Source organism: Xenophilus sp. Marseille-Q4582 (genome assembly GCF_916700565.1).
Classification (GTDB): Bacteria; Pseudomonadota; Gammaproteobacteria; order Burkholderiales; family Burkholderiaceae_C; genus Xenophilus.
The window spans coordinates 161,209-178,747 of the sequence record NZ_CAKAKO010000002.1 but is presented as its reverse complement, the minus strand read 5'-3'; the positions used below and the strand labels follow the sequence as shown (position 1 = coordinate 178,747).

Genomic DNA, 17,539 nt, shown 5'->3' with positions numbered 1-17,539 from the left:
GGGTGCACGGGCCGCACGCGCAGCGCCACCGCGCCGTCAAATGCACAGCGAATGTGCAAAAGAGCCCTTCCATGTGCGCGCAAGCCAAGGTTATGCGTCCAATGCATGGCTCGGGGCTTGGTTTATATAGGGATAACCCTTATTCTTCTTCCATCGCAACCAACCAGGGCGTGGCTCGATAGCCCGCACCGCCATGTTCAGTCTGATTTCCCTGATCGTCCGCTCGTTCCGTCCCCTGGCGGGTCAGAACGCCAACAGCCCGGCATCGGTGCTGATGGAGCGCGCCGAGTCCAGCGTGGGCCGCAACCCTCGCCACGCCCAGGAGCTGCGCGAAGCCGCCAGCGCTTGGCTGCGCGTGGTCCGCTGAAGATCTCGACGATCAGGCTGTCGCTCGAGCGGCAGCCTTGCCGGCTCCTTTCAAGGCTTGTCGGCCTTCATCCGTAAGGAAGCGCATACTCGCGCAGTGAGCGCGCATAGGCATCGGCTGCGGCGCGCACCAGCGTGTCGCGCAGCCAGCCGTGGGCCGGCGCGCCCTGCTGGCGCCGGTGCCACAGCGCATCGACGTGCACCAGCGGTACGCTCATGGGCAGTTCGCGCTCGACCAGGCCCTCGGCCACGCCCATCGAATGGATGAAATGGCGCGGCATCACGGACAACAGGTCCGACTCGGCCGCCACCCGCGCGGCGGTGAAGAACTGGTTCACCGTCAGCACGATGCGGCGTTCGCGCCCCAGACTCTGCAGCGCCTCGTCCACGAAGCCCCAGGGCCGGCCCGAGAAGCTCACCAGCACGTGCCGCGCCTCGCAGTACGCGTCCAGCGTCAGCGGGCGGCCGGCCAGTGGATGGCCGCTGCGCATCACGCACACGTACTGGCCCACATAGAGCCGATGGGTTTCGAAGGCCAATGCCTCGCCCGCCTGCGCGCGCGAGGTCAGGTCGGTCATCACGGCCGGGAAGTAGCCCACGGCCAGATCGATGCTCTCGTCTTCCAGCAGGCGGCGCGGATCGCGCGTGGTCAGCGGCACCAGCCGCAGCGACAGGCCGCGCGCCTCGGCTTCGAGGATGCGCACGGTGCGCGGCAGCACTTCGGCGGCGGTGGCGTCGGCCATGGCGAGGGTGAAGCTGTGGTCGGCCAGCGACGCATCGAAGGCGGCGGGCACCAGCGCGTGTTCCAGGTGGCGCAGCGTGTCGCGCACCACGGGCCACAGGGCCAGGGCGCGCGGCGTGGGCTCCACGCCGGCGCCCGCGCGGCGCACCAACTCGTCGCCCAGCGATTCACGCAGGCGCCGCAGCGCGTTGCTCACGGCCGGTTGCGTGAGAGAGAGGTTGCGTGCGGCGCGCGTCAGGCTGCGCTCCGCCATCACCTCGTCGAAGACGCGCAGCAGGTTCAGGTCGAGCGTGCGGAAGTTGACATCCATAAGTGTGATGAATGACTGGCATCACAAATATAAACTTGAACAACACTAGGGCAAACCCTAATATTCGTTCCATCGGGCCACGAGCCCTCTCACAGTCCCATGGAGGGACCCACCATGTCTTCCTTCGTTCACGTTGACCAACCCCTGAGCCACCCCGGAGTGGCCCGCGCCGAGCAAGTGTTCGGCTATGTGCAAGAACAAAGCCGCCAGTTCCAGGGCGCGCGCGGCCTGAGCGCCGTGCGGCTGGCCGCCATCGTGGCCGCGCTGGTGGCCGTGGCCGACAAGTTCGTCACCCACTGGACCGACGGCAGCCTGCTGGCCGCCTGGATGGTGATGTGGCTGGTGGCCTTCCTGGGCCTGGCGCTGTTCGCCGGCGCTGCGCGCGGTGCCGCGGCCCGTGGCCTGCAGGCCTGGCAAGGCGCAGCCCGCAAGATGGCCGCCGCCCGTGCCGATGCCCAGCTGATGGAAGCCGCGCGCCGGGATCCGCGCGTGATGAGCGACCTCCAAGCCGCCATGACCCGCGACGACGCCTGGACGCCGGCGCCCCTGGCTGCTGCTGAAACCACCCCGGCCGCAGCGCTGGAAGTGCCTGCGGTGCGCATGCCCACGGTCTACGAAGCCATGCGCCGCCTGAACAGCAGCCGGTATTACTAAGCATCCCCCAGGGCGCTTCGCGCCTCCCCCTTCTGCTGCGGAAGGGGGCTGAGCCGGTACACAGAAGGTCCAGTGGACCTTTTGTGACTGGCGAAGAGCGAGGCCGCTGGCCTCGCGCGGTCTGCAAGACCTCCCCGACGGTCCGGCGAAGCCGGCCCCGTGGGTGCCCTGAGTTGGGACGGGCCCCGCTTTCGAGAGCCGCCTTCGGGCGGCTCTTGCGTTGGGGCGTCGCATGCAGCGGGGCACAAAAAAACCACCGCGTCGCGGTGGTTTTTTCATGGGCGCCGGCGGGTGGCTCAGGCCGCCAGGCGCGTCTCGATCTGCTGCTTGATCTCGCCCATCTCCTTGGGCAGGTGGTAGGCCAGCTGCGTGAACAGCTCCTCGTGCAGCTTGAGCTCGGCCTGCCAGGCGGCCTTGTCGATGCTGGTGACGGTCTGGAACTGCTCGGCGCTGAAGTCGAGGCCGGTCCAGTTGAGTTGCTCATACGACGGGCTCACGCCGAACACGTGCTCCTGGCCGCCCTGGGCCTGGCCTTCCAGGCGGTCGATCATCCACTTGAGCACGCGCATGTTCTCGCCGTAGCCGGGCCAGACGAACTTGCCGTCGGCGCCCTTGCGGAACCAGTTGGTGGTGTAGATGCGCGGCAGCGTGGCGCCGGATTGCTGCAGCCTGGCGCCCAGGTCCAGCCAGTGCTGGAAGTAGTCGCTCATGTTGTAGCCCATGAACGGCAGCATGGCGAACGGGTCGCGGCGCACCACGCCCTGCTGGCCGAAGGCGGCTGCCGTGGTTTCCGAGCCCATGGTGGCGGCCATGTAGACGCCTTCGTTCCAGTTGCGCGCCTCGGTCACGAGCGGCACCGTGGTCGAGCGGCGGCCGCCGAAGATGAAGGCGTCGATCTTCACGCCCTTGGGATCGTCCCAGGCCGGGTCCAGCGCGGGGTTGTTGGTGGCGGCCACCGTGAAGCGGGCGTTCGGGTGGGCGGCCTTGGCGCCGGTTTCCTTGGCGATCTGCGGCGTCCAGTCCTTGCCCTGCCAGTCGATCAGGTGCGCGGGCAGTTGCTTGCCCGGCACGTCGTCTTCCATGCCTTCCCACCAGACGTCGCCGTCGTCCGTGAGCGCCACGTTCGTGAAGATCACGTTCTTGTCCAGGCTGCGCATGCAGTTGGGGTTGGTCTTGTGGTTCGTGCCCGGGGCCACGCCGAAGTAGCCGGCTTCGGGGTTGATCGCGCGCAGGGAGCCGTCGGCCTGGGGCTTGATCCAGGCGATGTCGTCGCCGATGGTCGTGACCTTCCAGCCTTCGAAGCCGGCGGGCGGCACCAGCATGGAGAAGTTGGTCTTGCCGCAGGCGCTCGGAAAGGCGGCGGCCACGTGGTACTTCTGGCCGTCGGGCTTGGTCACGCCCAGGATCAGCATGTGTTCGGCCAGCCAGCCCTGGTCGCGGCCCATGGTGGAGGCGATGCGCAGCGCGAAGCACTTCTTGCCCAAGAGCGCGTTGCCGCCGTAGCCCGAACCGTAGGACCAGATCTCGCGCGTTTCCGGGTAGTGCACGATGTACTTGGTCTTGTTGCAAGGCCATTTCACGTCGGCCTGGCCCGGCTCCAGCGGGGCGCCCACGGTGTGCACGCAGGGCACGAAGTCGCCATCGGTGCCCAGCACGTCGTAAACGGCCTTGCCCATGCGGGTCATGATCTTCATGTTCACGGCCACGTAGGGGCTGTCGGACAGTTCGATGCCGATGTGGGCGATGTCCGAACCCAGCGGGCCCATGCTGAAGGGCACCACGTACATGGTGCGGCCCTTCATGCTGCCCTTGAAGAGGGCGTTCTCGCCCGTCTGCAGCAGGGCACGCATCTCGGCCGGGGCGGTCCAGTTGTTGGTCGGGCCGGCGTCTTCCTTCTTCTGGCTGCAGATGAAGGTGCGGTCTTCCACGCGCGCCACGTCCGACGGATCGGACAGCGCCAGGAAGGAATTCGGGCGCTTGGCCGGGTTCAGCTTCTTGAAGGTGCCGGCGTCGACCAGCTGCTGGCACAGGCGCTGGTATTCCTCGTCGCTGCCGTCGCACCAGTAGATGCGGTCGGGCTGGGTCAGCGCGGCGATCTCGGCGATCCAGGCGATCAGGCGGGGATTCTTGACGTAGTCGGGGGCCTGAATGGCCGGGGCGGCCCGGCCTTGAGCCACGGTTGCGTTCATCGAAAAAACTCCAGAAAGAAAAAACGTCGTCTTTTCGAACGGCGCTCGCGCGGGGTGCGCAAGCGCCGTTGGAGAAAACGTCTTCAGTCGGGAGGAGGGCGGCGGGCCGGCGCCCGCCTGGCAGGGAGGCCGCAGCCTCCGGCCGCCCGTCAGGCCATGAACACGGCGATGGAGGCCAGCAACAGCATCAGCACGCCGCCGGCGATGGGCAGCACGATGGGCATGAGGGGAACGATGCTCTCGACGACGTCCTGCTCCAGCTGGGCGTTCTGGGCGGGATCTGCGGGCGTGGGGTGGGACATTCCTTCGGACCTCTACATCTCAAACTGGGCGCCGATTTTACCGGCACCCCCGCGCAAGCCCTTGTCGGCGTTTGCCCTCAAAAGAAAAGGTCTCCCTTGGCGGGCCTGCAGGCTCAGCGCATCTCGCGGGCGTCGAAACCGGCGGCCTGCAACGCGCCGATGACCGCCGCCAGGTGTTCGCGCCCGCGCGTTTGCAGCACCAGCTCGATCTCCACGTTCTGCGCCGCGAGCAGGGTGAAGGCGCGCTGGTGGTGCACTTCGTCGATGTTGGCGCCCGCTTCGGCCACCGTCGCCGTGATGCGCGCCAGCGAGCCCGGCACGTCGCGCGTGCTCACCGTCAGCCGCGCCAAGCGGCCGGCGCGCACCATGCCGCGCTCGATGATGGCGGCCAGCAGCAGCGGGTCGATGTTCCCGCCCGAGAGCACCAGCCCCACGCGCTGGCCTTCGAAACGCGCGCGGTGGCGCAGCAGCGCGGCCAGGCCGGCGGCGCCCGCGCCCTCGACCAGGGTCTTCTCGATCTCCAGCAGCATCAGCACGCCCTGCTCGATGTCGCCTTCCTCCACCAGCAGCAGGTCGTCCACCAGCTGGCGCACGATGGCCTGGGTGCGCACGCCCGGCGTGCCCACGGCAATGCCTTCAGCGATGGTGCTGGTGCCGCCCACGTGCGATGTGCCCTGCACCGCATTGACCATGGCCGGAAAGCGCGCCGTCTGCACGCCCACGATGCCGATGCCCGGCCGGCGCGCGCGCGCCGCCACCGCCATGCCGGCGATCAGTCCGCCGCCGCCCACCGAGACCACCAGCGTATCGAGATCGGGCACGTCCTCCAGCATCTCCAGCGCCACCGTGCCCTGGCCCGCGATGATGGCGTCGTCATCGTAGGGATGGACGAAGACCAGGCCCCGCGCCTCGGCCAGCTGCAAGGCATGGGCGCGCGCGGCGTCCAGCGAATCGCCGTGCAGCACCACCTGGGCGCCGAAGCCGCGGGTGCGCTCGATCTTCACGCCCGGCGTGAAGCCGGGCATGACGATGGTGGCCGGGATGCCCAGGCGCTGCGCATGGTAGGCCACGCCCTGCGCATGGTTGCCGGCCGACATGGCGATCACGCCCGCCAGCGGCGGCGCCCCCGCGCGCGTGAGTTCGGCCATCTTGTTGCAGGCGCCGCGCTCCTTGAACGACGCCGTGAACTGCAGGTTCTCGAACTTCAGGAAGACCTGCGCGCCCACGATCTCGGAGAGCGTGCGCGATTCCACGCAGGGCGTGCGCAGCACCTGGCCGCGCAGGCGGGCGGCCGCGTTTTCGATGTCGTCGATCTGGACCATGGGCCATTGTGGCGCCTGGCGGGCACGCGGCATGCCGGCGCGGGCGGCGGCCGAGCGCGCTCGCGCGCCGGCGCGGGCCGGCCGCCCCGCAGGCGGCGCCCTCTCCCGTGCGGCGCCCCTGCGGACGGGCGGGCTCGAGGGGTCATTCGTCTTAAGGGTTTTTCCTCTGGCCCTGTCTTCCCCCCTTTCACGCTCTGCGTTATGGTGGCGCCGAGTTCCGGCGAAACCGCGCCAGCGCAGTGAAACAGAGAAAGGCCCGCCAAGACGGGGCGATGGCTGCCGAACCGCCCGACTTTTCCGAAGGAGCCCTGCCCATGCCCAAACGATCCGGTGTCGACGCCCTGGCGGTGCTGCCGCGCGGGCAGGCCTTGCCCTCGCCTGGCCTGCGCGAGGCGCCGGTGCTGGAGCTGATGTGCTCGCATTTCGTGCTCACGCTGGCCGCCAAGCAGGGTCCGCGCTTCAACGTGCGGCGCGACCTCAACGGCCTGCTCTCGCTGTCGGGCCGGCACCTGGTGTGGCCGGCCTCGGTGCTGCAGCGTTTGCGCGAATTCCTGGCGCGCCGCTGCGCGGGCAACGAGGTGTGGAAGGGCGTGGAGCGCCTGGACAACCGCAGCCTGCTCGAGCGGCACGGCGTGTGGCGCGGCCCGTACGAGGAAGGCACGCTCTTCTTCTACCTCGACGAATACGTCAAGGACCAGCCCAAGGACCTGCTCACGGTGCTGTCGGTCACGCGCGACTGGCTCACGCAGGCGCTGCGCAAGCAGAGCACGCTGGTGGAAAAGAACATCGACGCGCTCGCCGGCCTGCTGCAGCTGAACAAGGCCGAGCGCGCGCTGCTGCTCTACGGCACCCTGGCGCGCTACCAGCGCGACCTGCGCTCGCTGCTGGTGGAGTTCAAGGTCAACAACGCGCCCGAGGCCTATGCCGCCCTCGCCGAGGTGGCCGGCGTGAGCGCCAGCGAAGTGGGCGAGGCGCTGCGCGCGGGCTCGCGCCTGGAGCGCATCGGCCTGGTCGAGAACCTGATCTCCGAGCACAACATCACCGACCTGGCCGACCTCATGAAGGTCAGCGAGAAGCTGCCGCCCGTGCTGATGCGCGAATACCGCGATCAGGCCGAGCTCATGGCCGTGTTCACCCGGCCCTGCGGCAAGAGCGCGCTCGCGCTCACCGACTTCGACTTCGTGGCCGAGGACGCGCAGATGCTGGTCACGCTGCTGCGCGCGGCCATCGCGCGCAAGGAACCGGGCGTGAACGTGCTGCTCTACGGCCCGCCCGGCACCGGCAAGACCGAATTGGCCAAGGTGGTGGCGCAGGCCGCGGGGCTGGAGCTGTTCGAGGTCGAATACGCCGACCGCGACGGCAATTCCCTCAGCGGCCGCGACCGCTACCGCTCGCTGCAGATCGCGCAGGTCTTCCTCAAGGGCAGCGCGCAGGCGGCGCTGCTGTTCGACGAGGTGGAGGACGTGTTCCCGCCCCTGAGCACCGAGGCCGCGCAGTTCATGGCGCGGGCCGAGCAGATCCCTTCGCCCGCCGCCAGCGGCAGCGTGAGCGGCAAGGCCTGGGTCAACCAGATCCTCGAATCCAACCCCGTGCCCACGCTGTGGGTCACCAACCGCATCGAGCAGATCGACCCCGCTTTCCGGCGCCGCTTCGCCTATCACCTGGAATTGAAATCGCCGCCGCCCGGCGCGCGCGAGCAGATCGTGCGCAAGGCGCTGGCCGACGTGCCGGTGTCCGAGGCCTTCACCGCGCGCCTGGCCGAACGCAAGGGCCTCACGCCGGCGCAGATCCGCACGGCGGTGCGCTTCGCAGGTCTGGCCGCGCACGAGGGCATGAGCGCCGAGGCGCTGATCGAGCGCCAGCTGCGCAACGCCGACCAGGCGCTGGGCAATGGCGGCGCGAGCCGCGGCGAACGCCTGCAGGTCACGACCTGGGACCTGGACATGCTCAACGTTGAGACGCGCTTCGAGCTGCCGCGCATCGTGGAGGCGCTGCGCGCGCGCGGCCACGGCACCCTGTGCTTCTACGGCGCGCCCGGCACCGGCAAGACCGCGCTGGCCGAACACATCGCCAAGGCCATCGGCCGCCCGCTGATCATCAAGCAGGCCAGCGACCTCATGAGCAAGTACGTGGGCGAGACCGAGCAGGCCATGGCCGCCATGTTCCGCGAGGCCGAAGCCGAAAAGGCCGTGCTGCTGCTGGACGAGGCCGACTCCTTCCTGCAGGACCGGCGCGGCGCGCAGCGCACCTATGAAGTGACCGAGGTCAACGAGATGCTGCAGGGCATGGAGCGCTACCAGGGCGTGTTCATCTGCACCACCAACCTGATCGACCGCCTGGACCAGGCCGCGCTGCGCCGTTTCACCTTCAAGATCCAGTTCAAGCCGCTCACCGCCGAGCAGCGCGAACGCATGTTTGTCACCGAGGCGCTGGCCGGTGACGCGGCCGCCCTCACGCCCGCGCTGGCGGCGCGGCTGTCGCGCCTGGAGCAGCTGTGTCCGGGCGACTTCGCGGCCGTGAAGCGGCAGGTCGAGATCCTGGCCGCCGCGTTCACCCCCGAAGAATTCCTGGATCAGTTGGAAGCGGAACACCGCCTCAAGCCCGAGGTGCGCGAGGCGCGGGGCATGGGCTTCGTGCACTGAAGCGCGGCCGCGCTCGGGCGGCCACGCGCTATGCTGGCCGCACCCATGGAACTGCGGACCCTGCGCTACTTCATCGCCGTGCTGGAAGCCGGCAGCCTTTCGCGTGCCGCCGGCTCGCTCTACATCGCCCAGCCCGCGCTCACGGCGCAGATCAAGAAGCTGGAAGGCGAACTGGGCGCCCAGCTCTTCGAGCGTTCGCACGCCGGCGTGACGCCCACGCCCGCCGGCCTGCAGCTGTACGAGGATGCACGGCGCCTGCTCAGCGACGCGGACGCCGTGCGCGACCGCGTGCTGCGCCTGCCCAAGGGCCCCGAAGGCTCCGTCACCGTCGCGCTGCCGCTGCTGCTCGTGTCGCTGCTCATGGGGCCGGTGCTGGCCTCGCTCAAGCGCACGCACCCGCGCATCCGCGTCTTCGTGCTGGACGACCTGAGCCTGATGGTCAAGCAGGCCATGCTGGAGCGGCGGGCCGACATCGGCATCCTGGTGGACACGCCGGCGGCGGACGAACTGAACGCACGGCCCTTTGCGCGCGAGGCGATGTTCTTCTGTGGCAAGGACGTGCAGGGCGACGTGGCGCCGCTGCTGCGACCGCAGGTGGTGCTGCAGACCCTGGCCCGCGAGGCGCGCGCCATGATCGAGCGCGGCCAGTGGCAGGCGCGCTGGCTTGGCGGGGCTTCGGGCGGCGGCGAAGCGGCCGGCTGACGCTCGGTCCGGACGTGGATCGGCCCGCTGGCGTGGGCCATCACTTCCGGTGATCCACACGCATCAGCAAACGGTATTTCCTGCAGCTGGCCCTCTTCTGGAACAGTGCCAACGCATGCCCGCCCGGCGCGGCGCAGTGATTCCAGGAGACAGCCATCAACCCCGCATCCCCTTCCCCCTGCCCGAGCCCGGTCGCCAACGTGGGCGCCCTGGTGGCGCGCAGCGCGCGCGCCCATGCGCAGCGCATCGCCGTCAGGAGCCCGGCGCGCAGCCTCACCTATGCCGAACTGGAGCAGCGCTCCAACCGGCTGGCCCATGCCCTGCTGGGGCTGGGCCTGGCGCGCGGCGACCGCGTCGGCATCTACCTGCCCAACTGCGTCGAAATCGTCGAGATCGAACTGGCCTGCTACAAGGCCGGGCTGGTCAAGGCGCCCTTCAACGCTCGCCTGTCGCCTTCGGAAGTGGGCGAGATCGCGGCCAACAGCGAGGCCGCGGTGGTCGTGACCACCGCCGAGCGCGCCGAGAGCTTCCGCCCGCACCTGCGCGGCGCGCCGCCGCGGCTGTTGCTGCTCGACGGCACGGGCGAGCTGTCGTACGAAGAAGCGCTGGCGCGCGCCAGCGACCAGTTCACGCCGGTGGCGGTGCATGCCGACGAACTGGCGGTGCTGCACTACACCTCGGGTTCCTCGGGTGTGCTCAAGGCCGCGATGCAGACCTTCGGCAACCGGCTGGCGCAGCTGCGCAAGTTCCTGATGCGCTCGGAATCGGGCGAGGGCCATTCGCTGGGGCTGGTGGGGCCGATCACGCACGCCTCGGGCATGCAGATCGTGCCGGCGCTGTGCAGCGGCATGACCATCCGCCTGTTCTCGGGCTTCGAGCCGGCGCGCTTCCTGGCCGACATGCGGGCCGAGCGCATCACCCACACTTTCATGGTGCCGACCATGATCAGCATGCTGCTGGCCGAGCTGGAAGGCCAGTACCGCCCGCTGCCCGACCTGCTGCGCCTGGGCTATGGCGCCGCGCCGATGGCGCCGGCGCGCATTCTCCGGGCGATGGACGTGTTCGGCCCGGTGCTGGCGCAGGGCTACGGCGCCGGCGAGACCACTTCGGGCGTGTGCGCGCTGAGCGTGGAAGACCACCTGCATGCGCGCGCCGCGCGGCCGGAGCGCCTGGCCTCCTGCGGGCGGCCGCTGCTGGAGTGCGACGTGCAGATCGTGGACGACGAAGGCCAGCCCGTGGCGACGGGCGAGATCGGCGAGATCGTGGTCGGCGGCGAGGACGTGTTCGCCGGCTACTGGCGCGCGCCCGAGCTGACGGCCGAGGTGCTCAAGAACGGCCGCTACCACACCGGTGACCTCGCGCGCATGGACGAGGAGGGCTATGTCTACATCGTCGATCGCAAGAAGGACATGGTGATCAGCGGCGGTTTCAACGTCTACCCGTCCGAGGTGGAGGCCGTGCTCTACCAGCACGAGGCCGTGCAGGACGCCTGCGTGATCGCCATCCCCGACGACAAGTGGGGCGAGGCCGTGGCGGCGCATGTGGTGCTCAAGGCCGGCCATGCGCCCGACCGCGCGCTGCTCGACGCCTTCTGCCACGAGCGGCTCGCGGGCTTCAAGCGCCCGCGGCACATCGCGTTCGTGGCCGAGCTGCCCAAGAACCCCAACGGCAAGGTGATGCGCAAGGCGGTGCAGGCGCCGTACTGGGCCGGCCACGACAGAAAGGTGAACTGAGATGAAACGACCCCCACGCTTCCCCGCTTCGCGCGGTCCGCTGCCCCCCGAGGGGGTGCGCCAGTGCCTTCGGACGGCCGGGCGTCACTGACATGGATGCCATGACCGATCCGACCACCGCCGCCTCGGCGCCGATCTTCACCGGCCCCTTCGAAGGCTCCGAGCGCGCCGCGGCGCTCATCCCGCGCCTGCAGGAATTCCTGAACGGCGAGTTGGCCGAGCTGGCGCGCGCGCACCACGTGAACCACGAGGACGGGGCCAGCCGCGAACTGCTGCAGCAGGTGTGGCAGCGTTCGCATGCGCTGGGCTTCTACCGCATGACGCTGCCTGAGAAGATGGGCGGCCTGGGCCTGTCGGTGCTGGACCATGCGCTGGTCAAGGAAGCGATCTACAGCAGCGGCTCGCCCTTCGCGCCGCATGTGTTCGGCGAGCTCAGCGGCCCGCCCCGCGTGGGTGCGCTGGCGCGCTTTGCCACGCCCTGGCAGATGCAGCAGTTCATCCTGCCCGTGGCGCAGGCCGAGAAGGCCATCTGCTTCGCGCTGACCGAGGAACAGGCCGGCTCCGACGCCGGCGCGGTGCAGACGCACGCGGTGCAGGAGGGCGACGCGTTCGTGGTCAATGGCCGCAAGCGCTTCATTTCCGGCGCGCCGTTCGCGGACTTCGCGGTGCTGGTCTGCTCCACGGCCGCCACGCCCAGCGCCGACCCGAGGCAGCGCGAGGTCTCGGCCTTCTTCGTCGACCTGAAGGCGCCCGGCGTGCGCGTGGAATCGGGCTACAAAACGATGGCCGGGCAGTCCAGCACAGGCAACATCGTGTTCGAGAACGCGCGCGTGCCGGCGGCCTGCCTGATCGGCGAACGCGGCCGGGGGCTGGGCCTGGCGCTGGGCCGCATCGCAGTCAACCGGCTGCTGCACTGCCCCGGCATGCTGGGCCTGGCGCAGGTGGCGCTGCGCGATGCGCGCGACTACGCGCTGTCGCGCCAGCAGTTCGGCCGCGCCATCGGCCAGTTCCAGGCCATCCAGCACATGCTGGCCGACATGGCGACCGAGCTGGCCGCGGCGCGCGCGCTGATGATCCATACCGCGCGCCAGCTCGACGCCGGCGCCGAGGGCCGGGCCGAAAGCTCGATGGCCAAGCTGTTCTGCTCCGAAACGGCCTTCCGCATCGCCGACCGCGCGGTGCAGATCCATGGCGGCGAAGGCATCGTGCAGGGCCGGCGCGTGGAGTTCCTGTTCCGCCTGCTGCGCATGTACCGCGTGCTCACCGGCACCAGCGAGATCCAGCGCAACGCCATCGCCAAGGAACTGCTGGCCTGACCCGACGGGCGCCCGCCGCGCTTTCTCTCAAAACAATGACGGAGACAGACATGAACCCCCTCAACCGCCGACAGCTGATCGGCCGCACATTGGCGGCCGCTGCACTGCCCTGGGCCGCGGGCGCTTCCGCGCTCGCGCAGAACCCCTACCCGAGCCGGCCGCTCAAGTGGATCGTGCCCTACCTGCCCGCCACGGGGCCGGACACGGGCGCGCGCATCCTGGCCGAAGCCGTGGGCCCGATCCTGGGCCAGCCGGTGGTGATCGAGAACCGCGCCGGCGCGGCCGGCAACATCGGCACGCGCCTGGCGGCCGCGGCGCCGGCCGATGGCTACACGCTGCTGTACACCGGCGGCGCCCATCGCGGCCAACATGCACATCTACAAGGCGCCGGGCTATGACGCGCTGAAGGACTTCCGCCACGTCATGGGCCTGACGAGCTCCGAAGTGGCGCTGGTGGTGAGCGCCGATTCCGACATCCGAACGCTGGACGAACTGCTGGCGCGGCTCAAGGCCGCCCCGGGCCAGGTGGACTATGCCTCCGGCGGCGTCGGCACGCCCTCGCACCTGGGCATGGAACTGTTCCTCAGCGCCACCGGCACGCGGGCCATGCACGTGTCCTACAAGGGCGCGTCGGAGCTGGTGCATGCGGTGCTAGGCAAGCAGGTGGTCTTCGGCATGCCCATCTACCCGGCGGCCTATCCGATGATCAAGGCGGGCAAGCTGCGTGCGCTGGCCGTCACCGGCGCCCAGCGCAACCCCACGGCGCCCGATGTGCCCACGCTCGCGGAGCTGGGCGTGAAGGGCGTGGAGCTGACCTCGTGGGGCGGTTTCTCGGTGCCGGCCGGCACGCCCGATGCCGTGGTCGAACGCCTGCGCAGCGCCTTCGAGCAGGCGATGAAAAGGCCCGAGGTGGTCGCCAAGCTCGAAGAGCAGGGCGGCCGCGTGCAGATGCAGGACGCCGCGACCTTCGTGCGCAGCATCGAGCAGGAGATGCGCCTGACCAGCGCCATGATGAAGAAGGTCGGGCTGGAGCCGATCTGAGCCACTGCCGCCCCGAGCGCGCCCTTTTCAGGATCCCCCGCATGCGTTCCTCCTCTTTGCTGCCCGCCGCCCTGGCGGCGGTGCTGGCCTGCGCCGTCTCCGCCTGCAGCACGGCGCCGGCCAACACCGCACCTGCCCACACCGCCGCGCCCGCCGACACGGGGGCCGCGTCCCCCGCCACCCTGCGCCACCAGGCCCAGGTCGCGCGTGCCTATGACCTGGCGCCCGGCGCCGACGGCCAGGACGCACGGCGCGGCTTCATCGCCGCGCCCACCGGCCAGATCCGCGCCGCCGACGGCCGCGTGGTGTGGGACTTCGATGCCTTCGCCTTCGAGACGGGCGCCGCGCCCCCCACCGTCAACCCCAGCCTGTGGCGCCAGGCGCTGCTGAACAACAGCGTCGGCCTGTTCCAGGTGACCGAGGGCATCTGGCAGGTGCGTGGCTTCGACCTGGCCAACCTCACGCTGGTGGAGGGGCGCACCGGCTGGATCGTGGTGGACACGCTGACCACGCGCGAGACGGCCGCAGCCGCGATGGCCTTTGCCCGCCAGCACCTGGGCGACAAGCCGGTCTCGGCCGTGGTCTTCACCCACAGCCACATCGACCACTTCGGCGGCGCGCTGGGCGTGATCTCGGCCGAGGAGGTGAAGGCACGCCAGGTGCCAGTGGTGGCCCCGGCGGGCTTCATGGAAGAGGCCACGAGCGAGAACCTGCTCGTGGGCACCGCCATGGGCCGGCGCGCGGCCTACATGTACGGCAACCTGCTGCCGCGCCATGCCCGGGGCGCCATCGACACGGGCCTGGGCAAGGCGCTGGCGCAGGGGCGCATCGGCATCCTCGCGCCCACGGTGCTGGTCGACAGGCCGACGCAGGAGATCGTCCTGGACGGCGTGCGCTTCGTCTTCCACAACGCGCCCCATTCCGAGGCGCCGGCCGAGATGGTCTTCGCCGTGCCCGAGAAGAAGGCTTCGGCGCGGCCGAGCTGGTGTCGCACACGCTGCACAACCTGTACACCCTGCGCGGCGCCAAGGTGCGCGATGCGCTGGCCTGGGCCGGCTACATCGACGCCGCCATCGGTCAGTTGCAGGGCGCCGAAGTGATCTTCGGCCAGCACAACTGGCCGGTGTGGGGGCACGATCGCATCGTGAAGTACCTGCAGTCCCAGCGCGACGCCTACCGCTACATGCACGACCAGACGGTGCGCGGCATCAACGCCGGCCTCACGGCGCCCGAGATCGCCGAAACGATGCGCCTGCCCAGGAGCCTGGACGCGCAGCTGTCGCTGCACGGCTACTACGGCACCGTGAAGCACAACGTGCGGGCCATCTACCAGTACTACATGGGCTGGTTCGACGCCAACCCCGCCAATCTGGACCCGCTGCCGCCGGTGCAGGGCGCGAAGAAGTACGTGCAGCTGGCCGGCGGCGCCGACGCGGCGATCCGGGCCGCGCAGCAGGCCTACGACCAGGGGAACTACCGCTGGGCTGCCGAGCTGCTCAAGCACGTGGTGCTGGCCGACGGCAACAACCGCGCCGCGCGCGAGCTGCAGGCCAGGGCCTTCGAGCAGATGGGCTACCAGGCCGAGTCGGCGCCCTGGCGCAACTTCTACCTCAGCGGGGCGCTGGAGCTGCGCAAAGGCCCGCCGCCCCCGCGCCCGCCCGGTGGCGCGATGGCCAACATGCTGCCGCACGTGCCCACCGAGCGCTTCCTGGAAACGATGGCCGCGTACCTCGACGGCCCGGCCGCCGACGGCCTGGCCATCGGCGTGAACCTGGAACTGACCGACGCCGGTGGACGCTGGGGCCTGTGGCTGGAGAACGCCGTGCTGCACCACCGGCGCGGCACGGTGCCCGGCGAAGCGCAGGTGAACCTGTCGATGCCGCGCGCGGCCTTCCTGCGGCTGATGTCCGGCGCCGCGCGGCCCACCGAGGTCCTGCAGGCGCCGGGCGTGCGCATCGAGGGCGACGCCCAGGCGCTGCATCGGCTGCTGGGCCTGCTGGAGCGCGGGCCGGGCAATTTTCCGATCGTCACGCGCTGAGGCGCCACGCCGCGCGGCCGTAACGCAGGCCGTGCGCAAGCGCTAGTGCTCGCCGCACACCCGCAGCACATCCTCGCCGTACTTCTCGAGCTTGCTGGCGCCGATGCCGCTGATGCCCTGCAGGTCTTGCAGCGATTGCGGCGCGCGGGCGGCGATGGCGGCCAGGGTGGCGTCGTGGAAGATCACGTAGGCGGGCAGGCTGTGCGCCTTGGCCACTTCGGCGCGCCAGGTGCGCAGTGCCTCGAAGCGGGCCTGGCCCGTGGCGTCCAGCGGTGCGGCGGCGGCCGGCGCTTTCTTCGCCGCGTTTGAGCCGGCGGCGCTCGCGCCGCGCCGCGAGCGCCGGGCGGGCGGCGCGTTGATCGATGCGCGCAATTGCACGCGCGCCTCGCCCCTGAGCACGGCGCGCGACTCGGGCGTGAGCTGCAGCGTGTGGTAGCGCTCGGCGTCCACGTGCAGGGCGCCGATGGCGATCAGCTGGCGCAGCACGCCGCGCAGTTGCGCTTCGCTGTAGGTGTCGCCGCGCCCGAAGGTGGACAGGCCGTCGTGCCCCTTCTGCCGGACCTTGTCCGTGTCCTTGCCGCGCACGATGTCCATGATGTGGCCGGCCCCGTAGCCGATGCCGTCCTGCTTGCGGATCCAGTAGACGGTGGACAGCAGCATCTGCGCGGCCTCGGTGCCGTCCCAGAGTTCAGGCGGCGTCAGGCAGTTGTCGCAGTTGCCGCAGGGCGTCGATGCTTCGCCGAAGTACCGCAGCAGCCGCACGCGCCGGCAGTCGGTGGCTTCGGCCAGCGCCAGCAGCGCATCCAGCTTGCCGCGCATGACCTGTTTGAAGGCCTCGTCGGCAGGGCTCTCGTCGATCATGCGGCGCTGGTTCACCACGTCCTGCAGGCCGTAGGCCATCCAGGCGTCGGCCGCTTCGCCGTCGCGGCCGGCGCGGCCGGTCTCCTGGTAGTAGCCTTCGATGTTCTTGGGCATGTCCAGGTGTGCGACGAAGCGCACGTCGGGCTTGTCGATGCCCATGCCGAAGGCGATGGTGGCCACCATCACGAGGCCGTCTTCGCGCAGGAAGCGGTCCTGGTGCTTCTGGCGCAGCGCGGCGTCCAGGCCCGCGTGGTAGGGCAGGGCGTTCAGGCCGGCGTCCACCAGCGCCTGCGCCACCTCCTCCACGCGCTTGCGCGACTGGCAGTAGACGACGCCGGCCTCGCCTGCGTGCTCGCTTTCGATGAAGCGCAGCAGCTGCGCCACGGCGTCCTTCTTCTCGACGATGGTGTAGCGGATGTTGGGCCGGTCGAAGCTGCTGACGAAATGCCGGGCTTCCTGCAACTGCAGGCGCTCCACGATGTCGGCGCGCGTGAGCGCATCGGCCGTGGCCGTGAGCGCGATGCGCGGCACGGCCGGGTAGCGCTCGTGCAGCAGCGTCAGCTGGCGGTACTCGGGCCGGAAGTCGTGGCCCCACTGGCTCACGCAGTGCGCCTCGTCGATGGCGAACAGGCTCAGCTGGCCGCGCGCGAACAGGTCGTCCAGCAATTCGAGGAAGCGCGGCGTGGTCACGCGCTCGGGCGCGGCATAGAGCAGCGTGATCTCGCCGCGCGAGAGGCGCCGCTCCACGTCCTGCGTCTGCTGCCAGTCCAGCGTGGAATTGAGGAAGGCGGCCTGCACGCCCGCTTCGTGCAGCGCGCCCACCTGGTCGTGCATGAGCGCGATCAGCGGCGACACGACGACCGTGATGCCGCGCCCCAGGCGCTGGCGCGCGATGGCCGGGATCTGGTAGCACAGCGACTTGCCGCCCCCGGTGGGCATGAGCACCAGGGCGTCGCCGCCGGCGATCACATGCTCGACGATGGCGGCCTGGGTGCCGCGGAAGGCGTCGTAGCCGAAGACGTCCCGCAGGATCTGTGGGGCAAGCTCAGGGGAGGAGGGGGAGGCGGTGACGGGCACGTCGGGCAGGAAGGAGGCGCCGGCCTTCTCGGTCCGCGCGGGCCTGCATTGTCGCCGCCGCGTCGCGCGGGATGGCCGAAGGCTGGCACATGGCTTGCATCCGTCACCGCGGGTGGGCCTGGTTGATCCTGTATAGACAGCAAAAGGGTGCATGGCGACTTTCCATGCACCAGGATGAGACACTCTATTGGTGTTGACCCTGTATAGACAGGTTCCCAAGCCCCCTAGACTGCGCCCGTCGCGA

General features: G+C 70.0%; 13 protein-coding genes and 1 pseudogene. 9 read left to right on the top strand and 5 right to left on the bottom strand.

Annotation, left to right across the window (positions count from 1 at the left end; genetic code table 11):
- The first annotated feature begins 193 nt into the window (after window positions 1-193).
- Complete coding sequence (locus tag LG388_RS06130) at window positions 194-367, top strand: hypothetical protein (RefSeq protein ID WP_225781982.1); 174 nt, start codon at window positions 194-196, stop codon at window positions 365-367.
- A 67-nt stretch (window positions 368-434) separates the two neighbouring features.
- Here the strand turns inward: LG388_RS06130 and LG388_RS06125 are convergent, their stop codons facing one another.
- Entirely contained in the window at window positions 435-1,418 is a 984-nt protein-coding gene (locus LG388_RS06125) for a LysR family transcriptional regulator (RefSeq protein ID WP_225781981.1), read from the bottom strand.
- A 114-nt stretch (window positions 1,419-1,532) separates the two neighbouring features.
- On the opposite strand from LG388_RS06125, the gene LG388_RS06120 reads away from it, so the two are divergent.
- Complete coding sequence (locus LG388_RS06120; protein WP_225781980.1) at window positions 1,533-2,072, top strand: hypothetical protein; 540 nt, start codon at window positions 1,533-1,535, stop codon at window positions 2,070-2,072.
- Window positions 2,073-2,368: 296 nt separating this feature from the next.
- Here LG388_RS06120 and LG388_RS06115 read toward each other — a convergent pair whose 3' ends face one another.
- From LG388_RS06115 to LG388_RS06105, 3 genes are all read right to left on the bottom strand, one after another.
- Entirely contained in the window at window positions 2,369-4,261 is a 1,893-nt protein-coding gene (locus LG388_RS06115; protein ID WP_225781979.1) for a phosphoenolpyruvate carboxykinase (GTP), read from the bottom strand.
- Window positions 4,262-4,410: 149 nt separating this feature from the next.
- Window positions 4,411-4,563 carry a hypothetical protein gene (locus tag LG388_RS06110; RefSeq protein WP_225781978.1) on the bottom strand — a complete coding sequence of 51 codons (153 nt, stop codon included), beginning with the start codon at window positions 4,561-4,563 and terminating at the stop codon, window positions 4,411-4,413.
- A 113-nt stretch (window positions 4,564-4,676) separates the two neighbouring features.
- The gene (locus LG388_RS06105; RefSeq protein ID WP_225781977.1) at window positions 4,677-5,885 is read right to left on the bottom strand and encodes a threonine ammonia-lyase; all 1,209 of its coding nucleotides are present in this window, start codon (window positions 5,883-5,885) and stop codon (window positions 4,677-4,679) included.
- Window positions 5,886-6,199: 314 nt separating this feature from the next.
- Here LG388_RS06105 and LG388_RS06100 point away from each other — a divergent pair, with 314 nt between their 5' ends.
- The 7 genes and pseudogenes from LG388_RS06100 (at window position 6,200) to LG388_RS06070 (ending at window position 15,357) form a co-directional block, all read left to right on the top strand.
- The gene (locus LG388_RS06100; RefSeq protein WP_225781976.1) at window positions 6,200-8,527 is read left to right on the top strand and encodes an ATP-binding protein; all 2,328 of its coding nucleotides are present in this window, start codon (window positions 6,200-6,202) and stop codon (window positions 8,525-8,527) included.
- A 45-nt stretch (window positions 8,528-8,572) separates the two neighbouring features.
- Complete coding sequence (locus LG388_RS06095) at window positions 8,573-9,229, top strand: LysR family transcriptional regulator (RefSeq protein ID WP_225781975.1); 657 nt, start codon at window positions 8,573-8,575, stop codon at window positions 9,227-9,229.
- Between the two features lie 200 nt (window positions 9,230-9,429).
- Window positions 9,430-10,962, top strand: a complete 1,533-nt coding sequence (locus LG388_RS06090) for an AMP-binding protein (RefSeq protein WP_225781974.1) — start codon at window positions 9,430-9,432, stop codon at window positions 10,960-10,962.
- Window positions 10,963-11,054: 92 nt separating this feature from the next.
- Window positions 11,055-12,278, top strand: a complete 1,224-nt coding sequence (locus LG388_RS06085; protein ID WP_225781973.1) for an acyl-CoA dehydrogenase family protein — start codon at window positions 11,055-11,057, stop codon at window positions 12,276-12,278.
- Window positions 12,279-12,328: 50 nt separating this feature from the next.
- Window positions 12,329-13,319, top strand: a pseudogene (locus LG388_RS06080) (tripartite tricarboxylate transporter substrate binding protein).
- Window positions 13,320-13,360: 41 nt separating this feature from the next.
- Window positions 13,361-14,419 (top strand): MBL fold metallo-hydrolase, encoded by a 1,059-nt coding sequence (locus LG388_RS06075; protein WP_225781972.1) that lies wholly within the window; start codon window positions 13,361-13,363, stop codon window positions 14,417-14,419.
- Entirely contained in the window at window positions 14,305-15,357 is a 1,053-nt protein-coding gene (locus LG388_RS06070) for an alkyl sulfatase dimerization domain-containing protein (protein WP_225781971.1), read from the top strand. The genes LG388_RS06075 and LG388_RS06070 overlap by 115 nt, the downstream gene beginning before the upstream one ends.
- A gap of 42 nt (window positions 15,358-15,399) precedes the next feature.
- Here the strand turns inward: LG388_RS06070 and recQ are convergent, their stop codons facing one another.
- A complete protein-coding gene (gene recQ / locus LG388_RS06065; protein WP_225781970.1) occupies window positions 15,400-17,295 on the bottom strand; it encodes a DNA helicase RecQ in 1,896 nt (631 codons plus the stop codon).
- Window positions 17,296-17,539 lie beyond the last annotated feature (244 nt).

Coding starts and splice junctions, on each gene's coding strand:
- LG388_RS06085 (WP_225781973.1), top strand. CDS start 11,055: ATGGATGCCATGACCGATCCGACCACCGCCGCCTCGGCGCCGATCTTC.
- LG388_RS06100 (WP_225781976.1), top strand. CDS start 6,200: ATGCCCAAACGATCCGGTGTCGACGCCCTGGCGGTGCTGCCGCGCGGG.
- LG388_RS06095 (WP_225781975.1), top strand. CDS start 8,573: ATGGAACTGCGGACCCTGCGCTACTTCATCGCCGTGCTGGAAGCCGGC.
- LG388_RS06130 (WP_225781982.1), top strand. CDS start 194: ATGTTCAGTCTGATTTCCCTGATCGTCCGCTCGTTCCGTCCCCTGGCG.
- LG388_RS06125 (WP_225781981.1), bottom strand. CDS start 1,418: ATGGATGTCAACTTCCGCACGCTCGACCTGAACCTGCTGCGCGTCTTC.
- LG388_RS06120 (WP_225781980.1), top strand. CDS start 1,533: ATGTCTTCCTTCGTTCACGTTGACCAACCCCTGAGCCACCCCGGAGTG.
- LG388_RS06110 (WP_225781978.1), bottom strand. CDS start 4,563: ATGTCCCACCCCACGCCCGCAGATCCCGCCCAGAACGCCCAGCTGGAG.
- LG388_RS06105 (WP_225781977.1), bottom strand. CDS start 5,885: ATGGTCCAGATCGACGACATCGAAAACGCGGCCGCCCGCCTGCGCGGC.
- LG388_RS06115 (WP_225781979.1), bottom strand. CDS start 4,261: ATGAACGCAACCGTGGCTCAAGGCCGGGCCGCCCCGGCCATTCAGGCC.
- LG388_RS06075 (WP_225781972.1), top strand. CDS start 13,361: ATGCGTTCCTCCTCTTTGCTGCCCGCCGCCCTGGCGGCGGTGCTGGCC.